General features: G+C 71.7%; 18 protein-coding genes. 7 read left to right on the top strand and 11 right to left on the bottom strand.

Annotated features, from left to right (window positions below):
- Positions 1–49 precede the first annotated feature (49 nt).
- The 3 genes from CPH93_RS31885 to CPH93_RS36305 form a co-directional block, all read right to left on the bottom strand.
- The gene (locus tag CPH93_RS31885) at positions 50–382 is read right to left on the bottom strand and encodes a hypothetical protein (protein WP_096214812.1); all 333 of its coding nucleotides are present in this window, start codon (positions 380–382) and stop codon (positions 50–52) included.
- An 8-nt stretch (positions 383–390) separates the two neighbouring features.
- Entirely contained in the window at positions 391–1209 is an 819-nt protein-coding gene (locus tag CPH93_RS31880; RefSeq protein WP_096214811.1) for an SDR family NAD(P)-dependent oxidoreductase, read from the bottom strand.
- Between the two features lie 112 nt (positions 1210–1321).
- Positions 1322–2278 carry a hypothetical protein gene (locus tag CPH93_RS36305; protein WP_173909685.1) on the bottom strand — a complete coding sequence of 319 codons (957 nt, stop codon included), beginning with the start codon at positions 2276–2278 and terminating at the stop codon, positions 1322–1324.
- 160 nt (positions 2279–2438) lie between these two features.
- Between CPH93_RS36305 and CPH93_RS31870 the strand changes: the two genes are divergently transcribed.
- From CPH93_RS31870 to CPH93_RS31860, 3 genes are all read left to right on the top strand, one after another.
- Positions 2439–2756, top strand: coding sequence for a hypothetical protein (locus tag CPH93_RS31870; RefSeq protein ID WP_093481822.1), 318 nt, complete (start codon positions 2439–2441; stop codon positions 2754–2756).
- Between the two features lie 131 nt (positions 2757–2887).
- Positions 2888–3109, top strand: a complete 222-nt coding sequence (locus tag CPH93_RS31865) for a hypothetical protein (protein ID WP_006606605.1) — start codon at positions 2888–2890, stop codon at positions 3107–3109.
- A gap of 103 nt (positions 3110–3212) precedes the next feature.
- On the top strand, positions 3213–4451 hold the full coding sequence (locus CPH93_RS31860) for an SPFH domain-containing protein (protein WP_093481823.1): 1239 nt from the start codon (positions 3213–3215) through the stop codon (positions 4449–4451).
- Positions 4452–4570: 119 nt separating this feature from the next.
- On the opposite strand, the gene CPH93_RS31855 is transcribed toward CPH93_RS31860, so the two are convergent.
- The 7 genes from CPH93_RS31855 to CPH93_RS31825 form a co-directional block, all read right to left on the bottom strand.
- Positions 4571–5857: a benzoate/H(+) symporter BenE family transporter gene (locus CPH93_RS31855; RefSeq protein ID WP_096214809.1), complete on the bottom strand. Its 1287-nt coding sequence runs from the start codon at positions 5855–5857 to the stop codon at positions 4571–4573.
- On the bottom strand, positions 5854–7056 hold the full coding sequence (locus CPH93_RS31850; RefSeq protein WP_096214808.1) for a trans-sulfuration enzyme family protein: 1203 nt from the start codon (positions 7054–7056) through the stop codon (positions 5854–5856). Before CPH93_RS31850 ends, CPH93_RS31855 begins: the two co-directional genes overlap by 4 nt.
- Entirely contained in the window at positions 7053–8903 is a 1851-nt protein-coding gene (locus CPH93_RS31845) for an FAD/NAD(P)-binding protein (RefSeq protein ID WP_231977025.1), read from the bottom strand. Before CPH93_RS31845 ends, CPH93_RS31850 begins: the two co-directional genes overlap by 4 nt.
- Entirely contained in the window at positions 8900–9901 is a 1002-nt protein-coding gene (gene sbnB, locus CPH93_RS31840; RefSeq protein WP_096214806.1) for a 2,3-diaminopropionate biosynthesis protein SbnB, read from the bottom strand. Before sbnB ends, CPH93_RS31845 begins: the two co-directional genes overlap by 4 nt.
- Before the next feature lie 36 nt (positions 9902–9937).
- Positions 9938–10864 carry a 2,3-diaminopropionate biosynthesis protein SbnA gene (gene sbnA, locus CPH93_RS31835; RefSeq protein WP_096215668.1) on the bottom strand — a complete coding sequence of 309 codons (927 nt, stop codon included), beginning with the start codon at positions 10862–10864 and terminating at the stop codon, positions 9938–9940.
- A gap of 446 nt (positions 10865–11310) precedes the next feature.
- Complete coding sequence (locus tag CPH93_RS31830) at positions 11311–11754, bottom strand: hypothetical protein (protein ID WP_100315495.1); 444 nt, start codon at positions 11752–11754, stop codon at positions 11311–11313.
- Positions 11755–11899: 145 nt separating this feature from the next.
- Positions 11900–12580 carry a TetR/AcrR family transcriptional regulator gene (locus CPH93_RS31825; protein ID WP_096214805.1) on the bottom strand — a complete coding sequence of 227 codons (681 nt, stop codon included), beginning with the start codon at positions 12578–12580 and terminating at the stop codon, positions 11900–11902.
- 112 nt (positions 12581–12692) lie between these two features.
- On the opposite strand from CPH93_RS31825, the gene CPH93_RS31820 reads away from it, so the two are divergent.
- The 3 genes from CPH93_RS31820 (at position 12693) to CPH93_RS31810 (ending at position 15113) form a co-directional block, all read left to right on the top strand.
- Positions 12693–13883: a cytochrome P450 gene (locus CPH93_RS31820; RefSeq protein WP_093481829.1), complete on the top strand. Its 1191-nt coding sequence runs from the start codon at positions 12693–12695 to the stop codon at positions 13881–13883.
- Positions 13884–13887: 4 nt separating this feature from the next.
- The gene (locus CPH93_RS31815) at positions 13888–14103 is read left to right on the top strand and encodes a ferredoxin (protein WP_096214804.1); all 216 of its coding nucleotides are present in this window, start codon (positions 13888–13890) and stop codon (positions 14101–14103) included.
- A 227-nt stretch (positions 14104–14330) separates the two neighbouring features.
- Positions 14331–15113: a PE-PGRS family protein gene (locus CPH93_RS31810; RefSeq protein WP_093481831.1), complete on the top strand. Its 783-nt coding sequence runs from the start codon at positions 14331–14333 to the stop codon at positions 15111–15113.
- Positions 15114–15331: 218 nt separating this feature from the next.
- On the opposite strand, the gene CPH93_RS31805 is transcribed toward CPH93_RS31810, so the two are convergent.
- Positions 15332–15628: a zf-HC2 domain-containing protein gene (locus CPH93_RS31805; protein WP_096214803.1), complete on the bottom strand. Its 297-nt coding sequence runs from the start codon at positions 15626–15628 to the stop codon at positions 15332–15334.
- Between the two features lie 49 nt (positions 15629–15677).
- On the opposite strand from CPH93_RS31805, the gene CPH93_RS31800 reads away from it, so the two are divergent.
- Positions 15678–16271, top strand: a complete 594-nt coding sequence (locus tag CPH93_RS31800; protein WP_006606592.1) for a sigma-70 family RNA polymerase sigma factor — start codon at positions 15678–15680, stop codon at positions 16269–16271.
- Positions 16272–16335: the final 64 nt, after the last annotated feature.

Here is a 16335-nt window from a genome sequence, read left to right as displayed (position 1 = left end):
GGAGCCGGCAGCGCCGCCGGCGCGGGACCGTAAGCACCGCCCGATCGGCTCAGCAGTCCGTAGTGGGGACATGCGCCCGCAGGACGGCCTCCACGGCATCGGTGTCGTCCGGCGTGAGGAACGGGCGGACGAAACGGCCGAGATCGAGGATCAGCGCGTCCTTCTTCGCGGGCCGCCCCGGGTCCAGGCTCGCCCAGTACCGCGGGTGCCCCGTCCCCCAGATCCGGAGCTGCCCGCCGAAGGCACCCATCTCCACGCGCCGGAACGCGCGGATGGACGGGTACGGGACGGTCTTCGTCCCCCACGGGAAGTAGTAGCCACGAATACGGAGGGCGCCGGAGGTGCACTCGATCCAACGGTCCCGGTAGAGGCTGCCGCTCATCCCGCGCCTCAACTCTCCGCGCCGTCGCGTGGCTCGATGCGGTACTGGAACGCGGCACCGCCCGGGTCGCACGCCGTCGCCCCTCCGTCGACGGTCAGCACCGCACCGTTGACGAAGGAGGCGGCCGGCGAGAGCAGCCAGGCGATCGCCTCCGCGACCTCGTGCGGTTCCCCGGCGCGCCCCACCGGCAGCAGCCGGGTGGCCTCCTCGTACGCGGCGTCCACCCCGCCCGCCAGCCCGGCCTCCTTGGCGAAGCGCACCATCCGCCCGTCGGCCATCTCGGTACGCACCCAGCTGGGGCAGACGATGTTGGCGCGCAGCCCGTCCCGCCCGTAGTCGACGGCGAGCGAGCGGCAGAGCTGGAGCAGCGCCGCCTTGGACGTCGCGTAGGCGGCGTTGCCGTTGCCGTTGCGCAGCGCGGAGACCGAGGCCACGGCGACGACCGCGCCACGACTCGCCAACAGGTGTGGGAGTGCGGCGCGTTGCAGGAGGAAGGGGCCGGTGACATTGGTGGCCATGACGGCCTCCCAGTCCTCCATCGACAGATCGCCGACCGCGCCACTGCGGGCGATCCCGGCGTTGAGCACCAGCCCGTCGAGCCGTCCGTAGGCGGACACGGTCGCCTCCACGAGACCCTGCACCGCCCCGGGGTCGGCGGTGTCGGCGGGGTGGGCCAGCGCCCCGGTCTCCTCGGCGAGGCGGTGCAGCGGTTCGGGCCGGCGACCGGAGATCACCACCTGGTGCCCGGCCGCCCGCAGCAGCCGGGCGGTGGCCGCACCGATGCCCGTACCGCCGCCCGTCACTAGGACAACTCGCTCTTCCGCCATGGTCGTTCACGCCTCCCGTATGGGTCGCCCACTGCCTCGGCGATCATACGGAGGAGCACCGGTCGGGCGGGGGTTTCCGGCCGCGGACCGCGACCGGCCGCGGACCGCGCCCTCAGGTGCCTCCGTGGCCGGGTGAGATGGGTGGGGTGGTGGAGGTGGTGGCTTCCCACTGGCTGAGGATGCCGTCCCAGTCGTGCTGGGCGGCCGTGATGGCGTTGGCGTCCCAGGTGCCCTGGGAGGGCTGCTGGTAGTGGTGTTGCTGTGGGTGCTGCTCGTATACCCGGTACTCCTGATACTCCTGCTGCTCCGGGTAGTTCTGGTACGGGTGTTGCTTCCAGGGTTCCTGCTCGTAGTGCTCCCGTGGCGGCTGCGGCGGCCGCTCGTGCCAGGCCGTATGGGGAGTCTCGGTCTGCGGGGAGGGAGGCGGGACGTTGACGAGGCGGCGATGCCGGCCGATGCGGTCCGCCGGCGGCGCGGGACGGCTTTCGGCGGACAGCTGTTGGGCGCGTGCCACCAGGATCCGGACATCCAGCCCGAGTTCGGCGGCCAGGGCGGTGAGGTCAACTCCGGCCTGCCAGCTGCTCATCAGGACCGCGTCCAGGGCCGGCGCCCAGGCGGGTTCGTTGGGCTGGGGCACGCCGGGCTGGGGTGGGGGGACCGGAGCCGGGGCCGGAGCCGGGGCCGGGGCCGGCGGACCCGCGACCGGTGGACCCGCGGTCGGCGGGCTCACGCTGGGCTGACTCGCGGTGGACGGGCCCGCAGGGGGTGCGGCGGCCGGCTGCGCAGGGGCCGGCTCGCACGCGGGCTGGGACAGCAGGCTCTTGGCGACCGCGCGGGCGTCGTCCTTGCCCACCGTGCGCCGGGCCAGGCGCACTTCGCGCTCGTCCAGGCCGAGCAGGTCCGCCACCACCGCATCGCTGCCCACCGTCACGGCAAACGCGGCCAGGGTCCGGGAACGACGGGCCTCGGCCTCGTCGAGGAGTCCCTGCGTACGGCGGACCTCGTCATCGCTGCTGCAAAACGCCTGTGCGAGGACCGCGTGGCGCTCCCACAACTCCCTGGGTTCCATGACTGCGACAACGTCCCGTCGTCCGTATTGGACCGCTTCCCAGCTATAGATCACTGCATAAGGTGATTCGAGAGACAGACGTCCCTGCCTCCGCCGTGGAAACTGTGGCGGCTGCAAAAATACGTCGTGACCACATGCCGGAAGAATCGTTTCTACGGCCATGAGCGTCCCCTCTTCCGGCACCGTCGCAGGTCACGGACAGACGTCCCTCCCCCGCCCCGGCTCCGTCCCGCGATGGCTCACCGCGGAGATCGTCCGACAGACCCCCGTGTACGCAGGGCTGGCGAAGCTGTGGACGGAGCGTGCGCGCACCGTGCCCGGAGTCGCCGATCCGGAGTGGCAGCGGCTGGTCTCCTACCGCGCGCTGATGGAGGAGACCGAGATCGCCCTCACGGCCCTCCGGCCGCACCGCGCGCCCGATGTGCTGCCGCCGAGAAAGGCGGTGCCCGCGGCCCGTCCCGCCCGCCTGGACGCCTGAAGCCGTCGCCCGCCGGCTGCCGGACCGGCGCGCTGAAGCGGCGCCGGGGCCGGAGTACCGTTGAGTTGTCGAGGAGTTCCCGCTGCCCGGCCACCGCGCCGGCAGCGGCTTTGACCAGCGACGGAACCCGGGTGAGCGCGACGGATGACACGGACTTCAGCCCGATCGGCGTGATCGGGCGGGTGACCGTGTCGATCCCGGCCGACGGACCGGGCGAGGTGCTGCTGCCCGTGCGCGGCGGGACCGAGGCCTTCGCCGCCTGGTCCCGTGTGCCCATCGACCGGCATACCCAGGTCATCGTGGTGGACCACACCTCGGCGCGGTCGGTGATCGTCGCGCCGCTGCCCGCATGACCTGGCCGGACCGATGATCATGGCCGGCCGCCAGCCGGCTTTCCCCCGCGGCCGTGCCCGCACACGCAAGAGCAGCCGGCCGCATCGGACCGGGAGTCCTGCAATGTTGTTCTGGCATGTTCCGGCGCCGAACGAGGCGCTGTTGATCTCCGGCTCGAAGCGCCGGGCCGGGGACGCGCAATTCCGTATCGTCACGGGCCACGGCAGCTGGGTCCTGCCCGTCAAGCAGAAGGCGAGCCTGCTGTCGCTGTCGCTGCGGGAGGCGGAGATCTCCGAGGACTGCGTCACCCAGCAGGGCATCCGGATCGGGGTCCGGGCGGTCGCCGTCTTCAAGGTCGGGGACGACCCGACGTCGATCGCCAATGCCGCGCGGCGGTTCCTGGACGAGCAGGCCACCATGGAGGAGCTGGTGGGCCGGATCTTCGCCGGTCATCTGCGCTCGATCGTGGGCGGACTGACCGTCGAGCAGATCATCCGGGAGCGGGACCGCGTCGCCCAGGAGGTCAAGGACGGCAGCCACTCCGAGATGGAGAAGCTCGGCATCGTCGTCGACGCCCTGCAGATCCAGGAGATCGCCGACACTTCCGGCTACATCACCAACCTCGCCGCCCCGCACGCCGCGGCGGTCGCCAGCGCGGCCCGGATCGCGCAGGCCAAGGCCGACCAGGAGGCCACCCAGCGGGAGCAGCAGGCGGCGGCGCTCAAGGCCGAGTACGAGCGGGACACCGCGATCAAACGGGCCGGGTTCCACGCCGAGACCGAGCAGTACAACGCCCGCGCCGCACAGGCCGGACCGCTGTCGCAGGCCAGGGCCTCGCAGGAGGTCATCGAGGAGCAGACCGCGCTGGCCCAGCGGCAGGCCTCGCTCGCCGCGCAGCGGCTGGAGGGTGAGGTGCGCCGCCCGGCGGACGCCGAGGCCTACCGGCTGCGCACCCTGGCGGAGGCCCGGCGGGACCAGGTCCGGTTCGAGGCGGACGCCCGCGCCTACACCGAACGGGCCGTGACGCAGGCGCGGGCCGATGCGAACACGGCGCTCGCGGCCTCGCTCCGGGACGGCAACCAGGAGCTGATCGCCGCCAACCGCACCGTCGAGAACCTCCCGGCCCTCGCCCAGGCGGCCGCCGAGGGCATCGCCGGCTCCCGGCTGACCGTGCTCAACGGCACCGACGGCATGAACGAGATCGTCTCCGGCATCGTCGGCCAGGGGATGGCCATCCTCGACAGCCTCAAGAAGGCGACCAGCGCCTCCGGCACCGTCTCCCCGCGCGCCGACGGTGCGGGATCGCTGCCGCAGAAGGTGACGAAACTGCAGCAGGACGGGACGGGGTCCGGCTCCGCCTGACCGTACGGGCCGGCTCGTTCCGGTCTCCGTCTCCGGGGCGCGGCCCGCCGGGCACCCGGAGGTGTCCGGCGGGCCGGCCCGCTAGGACCCGGTCACGGCCGGCGAACTGCCGGCTCTCCTCACGCCGCGGCGGCCGTGGGCGTACGGCGCCAGCGGGTCAGGACGAGGTGCGCGAGGACGCCGAAGAGCAGCCCCCAGAAGGCGGATCCGATGCCGAAGAGGCTGACGCCGGAGGCGGTGGCGAGGAAGGTGATCAGGGCCGCCTCGCGGTCCTTCTCCTCCTTCACCGCCCCGGTCAAGCCGCCGGCCAGGGCACCGAGCAGGGCCACGCCGGCGACCGCCGCCACGAGTTCCTTGGGGAGCCCGGCGAACAGCACCACGAGAGTGGAGCCGAACGCCCCGATGAGGAGGTAGAACGCTCCGCAGGAGACGCCGGCGATATAGCGCCGCTGCGGGTCGCGGTGGGACTCGGGGCCGGTGCAGATGGCCGCGGTGATCGCCGCGAGGTTGATGGCGTGCGAGCCGAAGGGCGCCAGCGCCGTGGAGACCAGCCCCGTGGAGCCGATCAGCAAGCGGTCCTTGGGTTGATAGCCGGACGCGGTGAGCACGGCCATGCCCGGTGCGTTCTGCGAGGCGAGGGTCGCCAGGATCATCGGCACGGCGATGCCGATGAGCGAGGCGACCGAGAAGTCCGGGGTCGTCAGGACCGGCTTGGCGAGCTCGATCCGGTCCAGATGGATGTCCAGCCGGGACCCGGCCGCACTGGCCACGACACCCACCGCCAAGGCGACGAGGACGGCGTAGCGGGGCAGCCACCGCTTCGCCAGGAGGTAGGCGAGCAGCACCGAACCGGCCAGGAGCGGTGCGGTCTTGAGCGAGGTGAACACCCCGGTGCCGAAGGAGAACAGGATGCCGGCGAGCATCGCGGAGACGACGGGCGTGGGCACCTGCCGCATCAGCCAGCCGAACACCCCGGTCAGACCGACCAGGGTGATCACCAGGCCGGTGACGAGGAAGGCCCCGATGGCCTCCGCGTAGGAGTACGCCCCCAGACTCGTCACCAGCAGGGCCGCGCCCGGTGTCGACCAGGCGGTGATCACCGGCATCTTGGTGCGCAGGCTCAGCGCGATGCAGGTCAGACCGCTGCCGATGGAGATGGCCCACACCCAGGAGCTGGTCTGTGCGGTGCTCAGATGCCCGGCGGAAGCCGCCGCGAGCACGATGACCAGCGGGCCGGAGTAGGACACGACGACGGCGACGAAGCCGGCCAGTACCGCGGACAGCGAGACGTCGTGCACGAAGCCGCGCCGGTGTCCGCCGTCCGGGGGCACGTCCGCTGCGCCCTGCGGGCCCGTGGCGTCCGGCGGTGCGGCGTCGGGGTGGGGGGTGGGGGTCTGTGCGCTCAACGGTCTTCCTTCACGGCCTTTTCCAGGGCCTGTTCGAGGTCGGCGACGAGGTCTGCGGGGCTCTCCAGACCTATGGACAGGCGCAGCATGTCCTTCGGCGAGGTGCTGTCCGGCCCCTCGAAGGTATAGCGGTGTTCGACCAGACTCTCCACACCTCCCAACGACGTGGCGCGAATGAAGAGTTCGCAGTGGTTGGCGGTGCGCAGGGACTGCTGCCACGGGCCGTCGACATGCAGGGAGAGCATGCCGCTGAATCCGCCGGTCATCTGCCGGGCGGCGATCTCGTGCCCGGGGTCGGTGGGCAGGCCCGGGTAGGCGACCCGCCGGATCAAGGGGTGGGCGGCGAAGTGCTCGGCCACGGCCATCGCCGTGGCGGAGATCTGGCGCATGCGCGGGAAGAGCGTCCGGATGCCCCGCACCAGCAGGTAGGTCTCCAGCGGGCCGAGGATCGGGCCGGTCAGCCGGCGGTGCAGCTGCAGCCGCTCCCATATGGCGTCCCGGGCCTCGGTGCGCTGCGGCGCCTTGACGAGCAGTCCGGCGACGACATCGGTGTGCCCGTTGAGGTACTTGGTGCCCGAATGCATGATCAGGTCGGCGCCGAGGTCGAACGGCCGGGCGTGCACCGGGGTGGGGACGGTGTTGTCGACGCCGAACAGCGCACCGGCCCGGTGGGCGATCTCGGCGCAGCCGGCGAGGTCGGTCACCAGCCAGGTGGGGTTGGCCGGGGACTCCGCCCAGACCAGTGCGGTCGGGGCCGCGTCCACGGCGGCCGCCACCGCGTCCAGGTCGTTCATGGGCACCTGGACGACCTCCAGGCCGCGCTGCGGGCCGAATTCCCGCAGCCACTTGGTGAGACCGAAGTACATGGTCTGCGGGACCACGACCCGCGCGCCGGCCGGCAGTACCTGGAAGACGGCGGTGGCGGCGGCCATTCCGGACGAGAAGAGCAGCGCGTCCGAGCCGCCCTCCAGGCCCGCCACGACCTGCTCGGCCTGCTCGTACCCCGGCGTGCCCTGGTCGCGCAGGTACGCGAGCCCGGCCGGCGCCCGGTAGTCGTTGTCCCGGGCGTAGGTGGCGCCCAGACTGATCGGGGGCGGCACGGCGCCGGTGGTCGGCGAGCGCCAGCCGTCGCCCTGTGCGGCCCGGGTCTCGGGCCGGTACTCCTGGGTCCACGGTGTGTAGGTGTCGCTGGTGTTCATCGCTTCCTCGTGATCAGAGACGGCAGGGCGGTACGCAGGGCGAGTTCGGCGTCCAGCAGTGCGCGGGAGGGCACGCCGGGCGAGGGGACGTAGTGGTTGTAGTAGCTGGATCCTTCGGTGTGCGGTCCGAGGAAGAACAGCCGCGGCTGCGGGGTGCCCGTGCGGTCGATGCCCTGGCCCTGCCGGGTGACGTCCAGCCCGTGCACCGCCGCTCCGCGGTGGGCGAGGGTACGGACGCGGCCCGCGGCGACGAGCGTGCCGAGCAGGGATCCGGCCACCCGGTCCGCGCCGGGTTCGCTCACGTGCGCCTGCACGACGTGGTCGACCTCCATCCGCAACGGCCGGTCCAGGCAGGTGGATTCCAGCCGCCAGGGGCCCTGACCGGCCGGTGCGACGACCTTGGGCCGCGGGCCGGGGCCGAGCCGGACGATCCCGGCGTCGATCAGCGAGAGCAGCTCCGCCGACCGGTCCAGCTGCGGGCCGATCACCAGCCGGTTCACCGTGGGGGCGAACTCCCCGAAGAACGTGGCCAGCGACGCATCGTCGACGCCCGGCGGATCGATGACCGCGCGCAGCACATCGCGGTGGTCACGGAGCACTTCCAGGGCTTCCTTCAGCGGGGCGGCGCCGAGGCCTTCGCGGGCCTCGGCCAGGTCGGCGGCGACCTCCGCGGTGAACCAGTCGAGGTAGGCGTCGTACCCCGTCCACTGCCGGTCGGTGAGGTCCGCGGACAGGATGCCGGTCACCGGGCAGGGGCCGAACTGCGCGTGCAGTTCGCCGAGCACCGCCTCATGGCCGTCGCGTGCGCAGCGCCGGGCCAGTTCCAGTCCGGCACCGGTGGCGTCGTCGTACTCGCGGGCCAGCAGGGTGCGGTAGTAGGCGAGTTCCATCTCGGCTTCGATCAGCGGCAGGACGTCGCGGGTGAAGCCGAGGCGGCCGTCCGGTGTGCCGGCCCGGATCTCGTCGAGGCGGTCGGTGGTCAGTGCCAGCGGTGCGAAGCGCACCCGCCCCGGCCGGAGACGGGGGCGGCTGCGCGAGGGCATCCCGGAGCGGTTGGTCAGGACGATCGACGGCTCCCGTCCGCTGGGCAGATAGCGCATCCCCGTCGCGTCCGTGAGGTGCTTGCCACCGCGGCCGAGGGTCAGGGTGGCGAGCACGTCCATGGCGGTCAGCCCCATGCCGAGGACGGCCACCCGCTCGCCCGGTCCGATGCCGTCGAGCGCCGTGGGCAACGGATAGGGGCGGGTGACCAGTCGGGGGTCGGGGGCCGGCGCCGCGGGCAGATACAGCGAGTGGTGGCCGACGGTGACGAACACGGCATCGGCCTCGACGCGGCTGCCGTCGGCGAGGACGACCGTCTCGGTTCCGGATCCTCCGGGGAGGATGTCCACGGCGGTCGTACGGTGCCGGATCAGGGTGAGGCTCTCAGGGGCCGCGCCGGTGATCTCCCCCGCGGCCCAGGCGAGATACTCGCTCAGCAGCCGGCGCGGCAGGAAGTCGTTCGGCTGGATCTCCCGCCCCTCTCCGGTGCGCACGGTGTAGCCGTCGTCGGCCAGCCGCAGATCCCGGCGGAGGCACCACTCGTGGAGCGACGGGCCGGGGACCGGTACGGGGCCGTCCACCATCTGCGCGTCGGCAAAGGCGGAGAGCTGACCGCAGACGGTGTTGAGCAGCAGGTGATCGGGCTGGTCGGCCAGATGGAATCCGGCGCCGAAGGGCTGCGGGTCGATGAGGTGGACGGTGAGCGGGGTCGGCCGTTCCAGGCAGTGCGCGACCAGCCGCTCGAAGACGCCCAGCCCCCGCGATCCGGCACCGACAAGGGCGACGGAGAGGGGTATGTGGCTCACCACCGGCGCGTCTCCCCGAAGAAGTTGGGCACCTCGATCGTGCTGCCGTCCTTGCGCGCCTCGCCGAGGACGAAGGCCCCCACGGCCAGATCCAGCACGCCCAGGCCGAACGGCGAGAAGATCACCGGGCGTTCGGGCGAGAGCTTCACCTCGCCGTTCAGCACTCCGGCGAGGGTTCCGGTCACGAACTCACGGGAACCGGAGCGCTGTTCGGCCAGATGCGGTGACGTGTTGGCCTTGAGGCAGTGCTCGACGTCGTCGAGGATGTTGTCCGCCGCCAGGACCACTTCGGGCGCGAGGTCGCGCAGTGAGATGTTGAGAACGAGCTGGCCGGGCCTGAACGGCGCGGTGACATAGGGCTCGAGCGCGGTGGTGGCGAAGACGACGGTGTCGGCCGCGAGGGCGGTATCGAGGTCGGCGGTGAAGGACGCCGGACGGTCCTGGGTGGTGCGGATATGGCCGGCGAGGGCCTGGCCGGAGGACTCGTCGAGATCGTGGACGAGGTAAGCGTCCGGGGCGCAGCCGGCGACGTTCAGGTAGTCGCAGATGTTGCGCGCGATGACTCCACCGCCCACCACGGCGATCCGGGTCCCCTCGAAACCGTCCGGGCGCAGCGCGGTCGCCGCGACGGCCGCGGAGGCGGCGGTGCGTGCCGAGCTGATGCTCGCGGCTTCGAGACAGGCGATCGGATACCCGGTCTCGTAGTCGTTGAGCACGAGGACGGCCGAGGCGCGCGGAGCCCCGATCCGGGTGTTGCCCGGGAAGCTCGCGATCCACTTGATGCCGGCGAGCTGGACGTCGGCACCCAGGTAGGCGGGCAGCGCAATGATCCGGGAATCCGGCTTTTCCGGGAACCGGAGGAAGTAGCTGTCCGGGTTGACGGAATCCCCGGCCTCATGTGCCTGATAGGCACTGCTGACAATGCCCAGCACGTCTCCCCGTTTTCCGTGCAGGACATTGCGCACCGTTTCACCGGCGACAATCTCAAAATTGAACACAATGATTCCCCCCTCTCGGGCCGGTGCCCGAGAAAACTAGTGGCCGACTATCTCGGGCCAGCGTTCGGCCACCCATGCGTCGTCGTAGATGGTCTCCAGATAGCGGTCCCCGAGGTCCGGCGAAATCGCCACCACCACACTCCCTTCCGGGATTTTCTTGGCGGCGTCCTGTACGGCGCACAGCACCGTGCCGGTCGAGCCGCCCAGGAGCAGCCCCCGCTCCCGGGCGAGAGTTCTGCACATCTCGACGGAATCCGCCTCAGAAATGAGCACGACGTCGTCGAGGTTCGTCGTATCGAGTATTTCCGGACGTCTGCTGGTGCCCAGTCCGGGAATGTGGCGGCGGGCCGCCGGGCCGCCGAAGGTCACCGAGCCGACGGCGTCCACCGCGATGATCCGGGTGGCGGGGCTGTGCCGGCGGAGGTACTCCGCGCAGCCCATCAGCGTCCCCGTGGTGCCGGCCCCGATGAAGGCGTAGTCGATGTGTCCGAGCCCCTCGACGAGCGCGCGGCCCGTACGGTCGCGGTGTGCCTGCGGCCCGGCCGGGTTGGCGTACTGGTTCAGCCAGTACAGGTCGGGCTCGCGGCGCAGGCGCTCGGAGATGTAGTCGATCCTTGATTGCAGAAAGCCGCCGTGGGCGTCCCTGGCCTCGATCACCACGACCTCGGCTCCGAGAACGGCCATCAGGCGCCGTGAGCGGACAGTGGCATTGGGGTCCGTGACACAGGTCAGCGGATAGCCCTTCGCCGCGCACACCATCGCCAGGGCGACGCCGAGGTTTCCTGACGTCGACTCGATCAGCCGGGTCCGCGGAAAACGGAGCCCGGCATTCTCGGCCGCCGCGACCAGCGCGACGGCAGTCTTGAGCTTTACCGAACCAGCTGGATTGAGACCTTCCAGTTTCAGAAAAACGGAACTTCCCGGAACCAGTTGGTCCAGCTGAATGAAGAGATCATCCAGCACGAGATCATACACTTCTTCCGCTATCACCAGAATCCAAACCGTTGAAAGTGGGCAGCGCAAGGCAGCTGTGCTCGCAGAGCGAGTTCCCACGGGCTTGTTGGCCGCGCACACGGGTCAGGCGTGCGCTACGCAGAAGGGACTCTTCCCCCGTCCCCCATTGACCGCAAATCCCCCATTCGCGATGTGACAGGTTAATCCTGCCATCAAGCAAGGCCAATGACAATGTTTGCCCAGAATCCAAAAACAGGAGGCGATCATTCCGTCGCGGTACGGGCCGGAGGGCGACCACCGGGGCGCTCGCCACCCTGGCAACGTCCGGTGGCCGGAAGGGCGTTGAGCCCTTGACGGGCACGCCCGGGCGTGCCCCGCGCCGCGGCGAGGGCGGCACGGCACGCAACGGGCCCGGGAGGGTGTCCCGGGCCCGCCACATGACTGACCGACAGGGGTCAGAGGATGCCGAGCAGTCCGAGGCCGAGCAGGCCGTCCCGGTCCCGGTCCCGGCGCTGGCCGTCACGGCTGTCGCGTGCGTAGCCGTCGCGGCCGTACCCGTCACGCCCGTAATCGTCCCGCCCGTAACCGTCGCGGTCGTAACCGCTGTCGCGTCCGTAGCCGTAGCCGTCACGACGGCTGCCGTCACGGCCGAAACCGTCGTAGCCGTCATGGCCGCCGTGTCCGAAACGGCCGTGGTGGCCGTGGCGGCGGTCGTGGCGGCACTTGCAGTAGCGGTGCCCGAAGTGGTGGTGGCCCCGGTCGCAGCGAAGGCACATCGTGCTCTGCTGCGAGCTGCTGGGGGGCGGGGTTGCGGCGGTGGCGGCACCAGCCGTCGGCACCACCAGGGCAGCTGCGGTCAGGCCGGCCAACGCCAGGCCGCGAGGAATCGAACGGAGCATGTTTCCACCTTCACTCGACTGCGCAGAAAAAGGATATTTTCTGCAAACATGACGATAAAGGGGCATATGTTCCCCGACTTGCGACCCGCCGGAGAGTCACTGGAACGCAGCAGGAGACACGGCGGCCCACCGAGCTCCTGCCCGCTCACTCCGGATTCCCGTCCTTTTCGGCGCCTTCACCGGCTTCCTCGGCTTCCCCGCCGCCACCGGCTCCCCCATCTTCCCCGTCGCCCCGGCCATCCTTCGGCAGACTCTCCAGCAGCCCTCCCAGCGCGCCCAGGACGAGCGAGCACACCGTGTCCGGGTCGGCGCTCGCCAGCGGCTCCTTGCCGACCACCACGCGCATCAAGCCAATTCCCAGCAGCCACGACAGTGCCAGATCGCCGCGCAGCCCCCCGGTGTCGGATTCCGAGAGCGTGGCGAGGACCTCCGCGTACTCCTCCCCCAGTCCGCGCAGCGCATCGGCGATCTCGTCGCTGCCGCCTATGGAGCGCAGACAGACCTCCAGCGAACGGTCGCCGCCGTCCCTGCCGCCGGCCAGCATGCCGCGCAGCGCGACCTCGAACAGCCGCTCGGCGGGGGTGGTGCGCAGCTGCTCCTGCCCGCCACGCGCCATGACCTCGCCGAACAGTGCCTTCTTCGAGCCGAAGTACCGGAACAGCAGGGCCTGATTGGCCCCGGCCCGGGCCGCGATGTCCCGTACCGTCGCGCGTTCGTAGCCGCGCTCGGCGAACAGCTCCGACGCAGCATCCAGCAGCCGCAGCCGGGTGCCCTGTGCGTCCCGCCGGTGCGCGCTCGCCGCGCCGTGCTGCGGGGGCTTGGCCATCGCCACGCTTCCTTTCCGTCGGGCCGTCACCAGGACGGCCACAATGCGTCGTTGACCGCCCCGTGGGAGCGGCTTACGTTTGTAAGCAGGTGCTTACACAAGGGAGGTCGCCATGACCACGATCGATACAGCACCCCTCTCCTACCCGTTCAATCTCGCGGAGAGCCTTGCGCTCGCCGAGGAGTACGAGCAGGCCCGCAACCGCCCGGGACTGCTGAAGGTACAGATGGCCTACGGAGAGCCGGCCTGGCTGGTGACCCGGTACGCCGAGGCCCGGTTCGTCCTCGGGGACCAGCGCTTCAGCCGCGCCCTGGGAGCCGTGCACGACGAGCCCCGGCAGTCCGAAGGGCGCCGCGACAGCGGCATCCTGGGCATGGACCCACCCGATCACACCCGGCTGCGGACGCTGGTGGCCAAGGCCTTCACCGTCCGACAGGTCGAGAAACTCCGCCCACAGGTACGGCAGTTGACGCAGGAGCTGCTCGACGAGCTGGAGGCGGCCGGGCCGCCCGCCGATCTGGTGGACCGCTATGCGCTGCCCATCCCCGTCGCCGTGATCTGCCGGATGCTCGGCGTGCCGGCCGAGGACCGGCCGCGCTTCCGGGTGTGGAGCGATGCCGCTTTGTCGACAAGTTCCCTGACGGCGGCGGAGTTCGACGCCAATCTCGAAGAACTCCGCGCCTATATGGGGCAGTTGATCGAGGAGCACCGGCAGGCCCCGCAGGACGATCTGATGACGGCGCTGATCGATGCCCGGGACGTCGGCGACCGGCTGTCCGAGCTCGAACTCGTCGATCTGTGCGTCGGGATCCTGGTCGCCGGGCACGAGACCACCGCCACCCAGATCCCCAACTTCGTCCTGGCGCTGCTGGATCACCCGGGCCAGCTCGCCCTGCTGCGCGAACAGCCGCAGCTGATCGGCAATGCCGTGGAGGAGCTGCTGCGCTTCGTTCCGCTGGGCAGCGGCGCGGGCCAGCCCCGCTATGCGACCGAGGACGTCGAGGTCGGCGGGACGCTGGTGCGGGCCGGCACCCCGGTCCTGATCGCGATGGGCGCGGCCAACCGGGACGCGCTGCGCTTCGAGGCGCCCGGGACGCTGGACATCTCCCGCCCCGCGAACCAGCATCTCGGCTTCGGCCACGGCGTCCATCACTGTCTGGGGGCGCCGCTGGCCCGCCTGGAGCTCCAGGAGGCGCTCGGCGCGCTGCTCACCCGGTTCCCGGGACTGCAGCTGGCCGGTGATGTCGAGTGGAAGAGCCAGATGCTGGTGCGCGGGCCCCGGGTGATGCCGGTGGGGTGGTGAGCCGATGACCTGGAACGTGGAGATCGACCCCCGGCAGTGCATCGCCTCGGGATCCTGCGCCGCCATCGCACCGGATCTCTTCACGCTGGACGGCAGCCATGCCCGTCCGCTGCACGACCGGATCGACGAGGACGAACGCGCGCTGGATGCCGCCGATTGCTGCCCGGTTCTCGCGCTCACGGTGCGGGACGGGGCGGAGGTCATCGGGCCCCGGCCGTAGGGGCCGTACGCAGAGACGCAGAACGGTGCCGACGGGGCGTGGCCGGGGCCGCGCCCCGTTTCGTATGCCGCGGCGGACGGCGCCGGCCCGTGCCCGCCCCATTCCGTATGCCATCGCCGGACGCCCGGCCGGACCACGAGGGCGAGCCTCCCGCGGCAACAGCGGACGTCGCAGGTCGGGCCCCCTCTCGTCGCGTTCCGGAAGCGGGGTGCGACGATGGGCCTGTCATGGATGCGGGGCAGGTTCTCAGGGGGCTACGCGCCGCGGTGTTCGCGGTGGTGTGTGTGCTGCTCGCCGCGCTGGGACACGTGGTGATGTCGGATGCCGCGGTTCCCGCGTGGATGCTGCTCGCGGCCGGAGCGGTGACCGCGGCCGGCGCCTGGTGCTGCGCCGGCCGGGAACGCGGCCCGCTCCTGGTGGGGTTGCTGACCGTCGGCACCCAAGCGGCGTTGCACACCGCGTTCTCCTTCGGCCAGGCGCTCGCCGGGCCCGCAGGCGGCGCACCGAACTTGCTCGCGAGGCGGTGGGCGGACACCTGGCTGTGCGGTGCCGACGGGACGCCGCTCCCGGACGACCAGTCCGCGCAGCTCGTTCAGCTGATGCACCGGCAGATGGCGGCCGGGTCCGCGAGCGAGCACACCGGCGCCATGGCCGGCATGGACCACATGAGCCGGATGGCCGGCACGGACGGGATGGCGGGGATGCACGACAGTGCGTCCGGCATGGCAGGGATGCACGGCAGTGCGTCCGGCATGCTCGCGGCCCATCTGCTGGTCGCGCTGCTGAGCGCCGGGTGGCTGTGGGGCGGCGAGCGGGCGGCGTTCCGGCTCCTGCGGTGCGCGTCGGCCTGGCTGTTCGCGCCCTTGGTGCTGGTCCTGCGGATCGTCCTGCCGCCGGCACCGCCTGCCGTGCGGGCCGCCCGGCAGGAGCCGCGGCGTGCGGTGCACCAACTTCTGCTGGCCCACGCGAGGTCGTTGCGGGGTCCGCCGTATGAGCCGGCTGTCGGCTGACAGCACGGTCGAATTCCCGAGCCGGTACACGGGCGCCGAGGGCTCGCGCCCCTGTCCGGCTCCGACTTCACCGGTCCCCGCCGTGTGCGGTGACCGGGTCATGCGAAGGACTCCAGATGATGAATCCTGTCCGGATGCCGGTGGCGCTGCCGCCCGCGTCCGCTTCGGGCACCATGGCCGGCGCGGGCGGGCGCCCGTACGCCACCGCCCCGGCCGGCTCAACCGGCCCGTTTCCCGCCGCTGTCCGCCCTGCCGGGAGATACCGGCCCCGGCCGTACGGAAGCCGGCCGCAGCCTGGCGAGCAGCGCATCGGCGGCCGCCGGGTCGTCGACGTCCTCGGGATGCCCCGCGGCGCGGCGCAGACCGGCCGTCAGCGCGCGGCTCTGCGCCTCCCAGCGCCGGCACTCCCGGCAGTCGGCGAGGTGCGTCTCCAGCCGGCGGGCGGTGAGACCGGGGGGCAGTTCCTCGCCGTCGAGGCGGGCGGAGAGTGCCGTACGGATGCGCGTGCAGAGCATGCGCCCATCCTCCCCGAAGCGCGGCCGGGCGGCGAGGGGCGGTGCCGGGATGCGCGATGACGAGAGCGTGACGGGCTGGGCGCTGGCCGCCCGCAGCGGTGACGAGCGGGCCGTCGAGCAGTTCGTCCGGGCCACCCAGCTCGATGTGCGGCGCTATGTGACCCATCTCAGCGGCGATCCGCAGGCGACCGACGACCTGGTGCAGGACACCTACGTCCGGGCGCTGCGCAGTCTGCCCCGGTTCGAGGGCCGGTCCTCGGCCCGTACCTGGCTGTTGACCATCGCCCGGCGGGTGGTGGCGGACCGCATCCGGTCCCATGCGGTCCGGCCCCGGCTGGCCGCCACGGACGACTGGCAGACGGCCGCGGAGCGGGTACAGCCGCGTGGGGTGCCCGGCTTCGACGAGGGCGTCGCGCTGGCCGAACTGCTGGCGGCGCTGACGCCGGAGCGGCGGGAGGCGTTCGTCCTCACGCAGCTGCTGGGGCTGCCGTACGCGGCGACGGCCGGGGTGATCGGCTGCCCGGTGGGGACCGTCCGGTCCCGGGTGGCCCGGGCCCGCGAGACGCTCGTCGGGCTGCTGACGGAGGCCGAGCGGCCCGAGTCGGCCGGCCGGCCGCGGGATCTCGCGGGCGCGGTGGCCTGACGGGCCGGAACCGGCGGGGCGAACGGGGCTCATGGGCGGACACGGCCATGGGCCCCGTCGCGGT

Origin of the sequence: Streptomyces sp. 2323.1 (genome assembly GCF_900221035.1) — a bacterium.
GTDB classification, from domain to species: Bacteria; Actinomycetota; Actinomycetes; order Streptomycetales; family Streptomycetaceae; genus Streptomyces; species Streptomyces sioyaensis.
Note: the sequence above shows the minus strand (reverse complement) of the source record. Positions and strands in the feature narration are given on the sequence as shown.

Bases quoted from the DNA above. Each gene is read 5' to 3' on its own strand.
- CPH93_RS31885 (WP_096214812.1), bottom strand. From the start codon at position 382: ATGAGCGGCAGCCTCTACCGGGACCGTTGGATCGAGTGCACCTCCGGC.
- CPH93_RS31880 (WP_096214811.1), bottom strand. From the start codon at position 1,209: ATGGCGGAAGAGCGAGTTGTCCTAGTGACGGGCGGCGGTACGGGCATC.
- CPH93_RS36305 (WP_173909685.1), bottom strand. From the start codon at position 2,278: ATGGAACCCAGGGAGTTGTGGGAGCGCCACGCGGTCCTCGCACAGGCG.
- CPH93_RS31870 (WP_093481822.1), top strand. From the start codon at position 2,439: ATGAGCGTCCCCTCTTCCGGCACCGTCGCAGGTCACGGACAGACGTCC.
- CPH93_RS31860 (WP_093481823.1), top strand. From the start codon at position 3,213: ATGTTGTTCTGGCATGTTCCGGCGCCGAACGAGGCGCTGTTGATCTCC.
- CPH93_RS31850 (WP_096214808.1), bottom strand. From the start codon at position 7,056: ATGAACACCAGCGACACCTACACACCGTGGACCCAGGAGTACCGGCCC.
- CPH93_RS31830 (WP_100315495.1), bottom strand. From the start codon at position 11,754: ATGCTCCGTTCGATTCCTCGCGGCCTGGCGTTGGCCGGCCTGACCGCA.
- CPH93_RS31825 (WP_096214805.1), bottom strand. From the start codon at position 12,580: ATGGCCAAGCCCCCGCAGCACGGCGCGGCGAGCGCGCACCGGCGGGAC.
- CPH93_RS31820 (WP_093481829.1), top strand. From the start codon at position 12,693: ATGACCACGATCGATACAGCACCCCTCTCCTACCCGTTCAATCTCGCG.
- CPH93_RS31815 (WP_096214804.1), top strand. From the start codon at position 13,888: ATGACCTGGAACGTGGAGATCGACCCCCGGCAGTGCATCGCCTCGGGA.
- CPH93_RS31810 (WP_093481831.1), top strand. From the start codon at position 14,331: ATGGATGCGGGGCAGGTTCTCAGGGGGCTACGCGCCGCGGTGTTCGCG.
- CPH93_RS31805 (WP_096214803.1), bottom strand. From the start codon at position 15,628: ATGCTCTGCACGCGCATCCGTACGGCACTCTCCGCCCGCCTCGACGGC.
- CPH93_RS31800 (WP_006606592.1), top strand. From the start codon at position 15,678: ATGCGCGATGACGAGAGCGTGACGGGCTGGGCGCTGGCCGCCCGCAGC.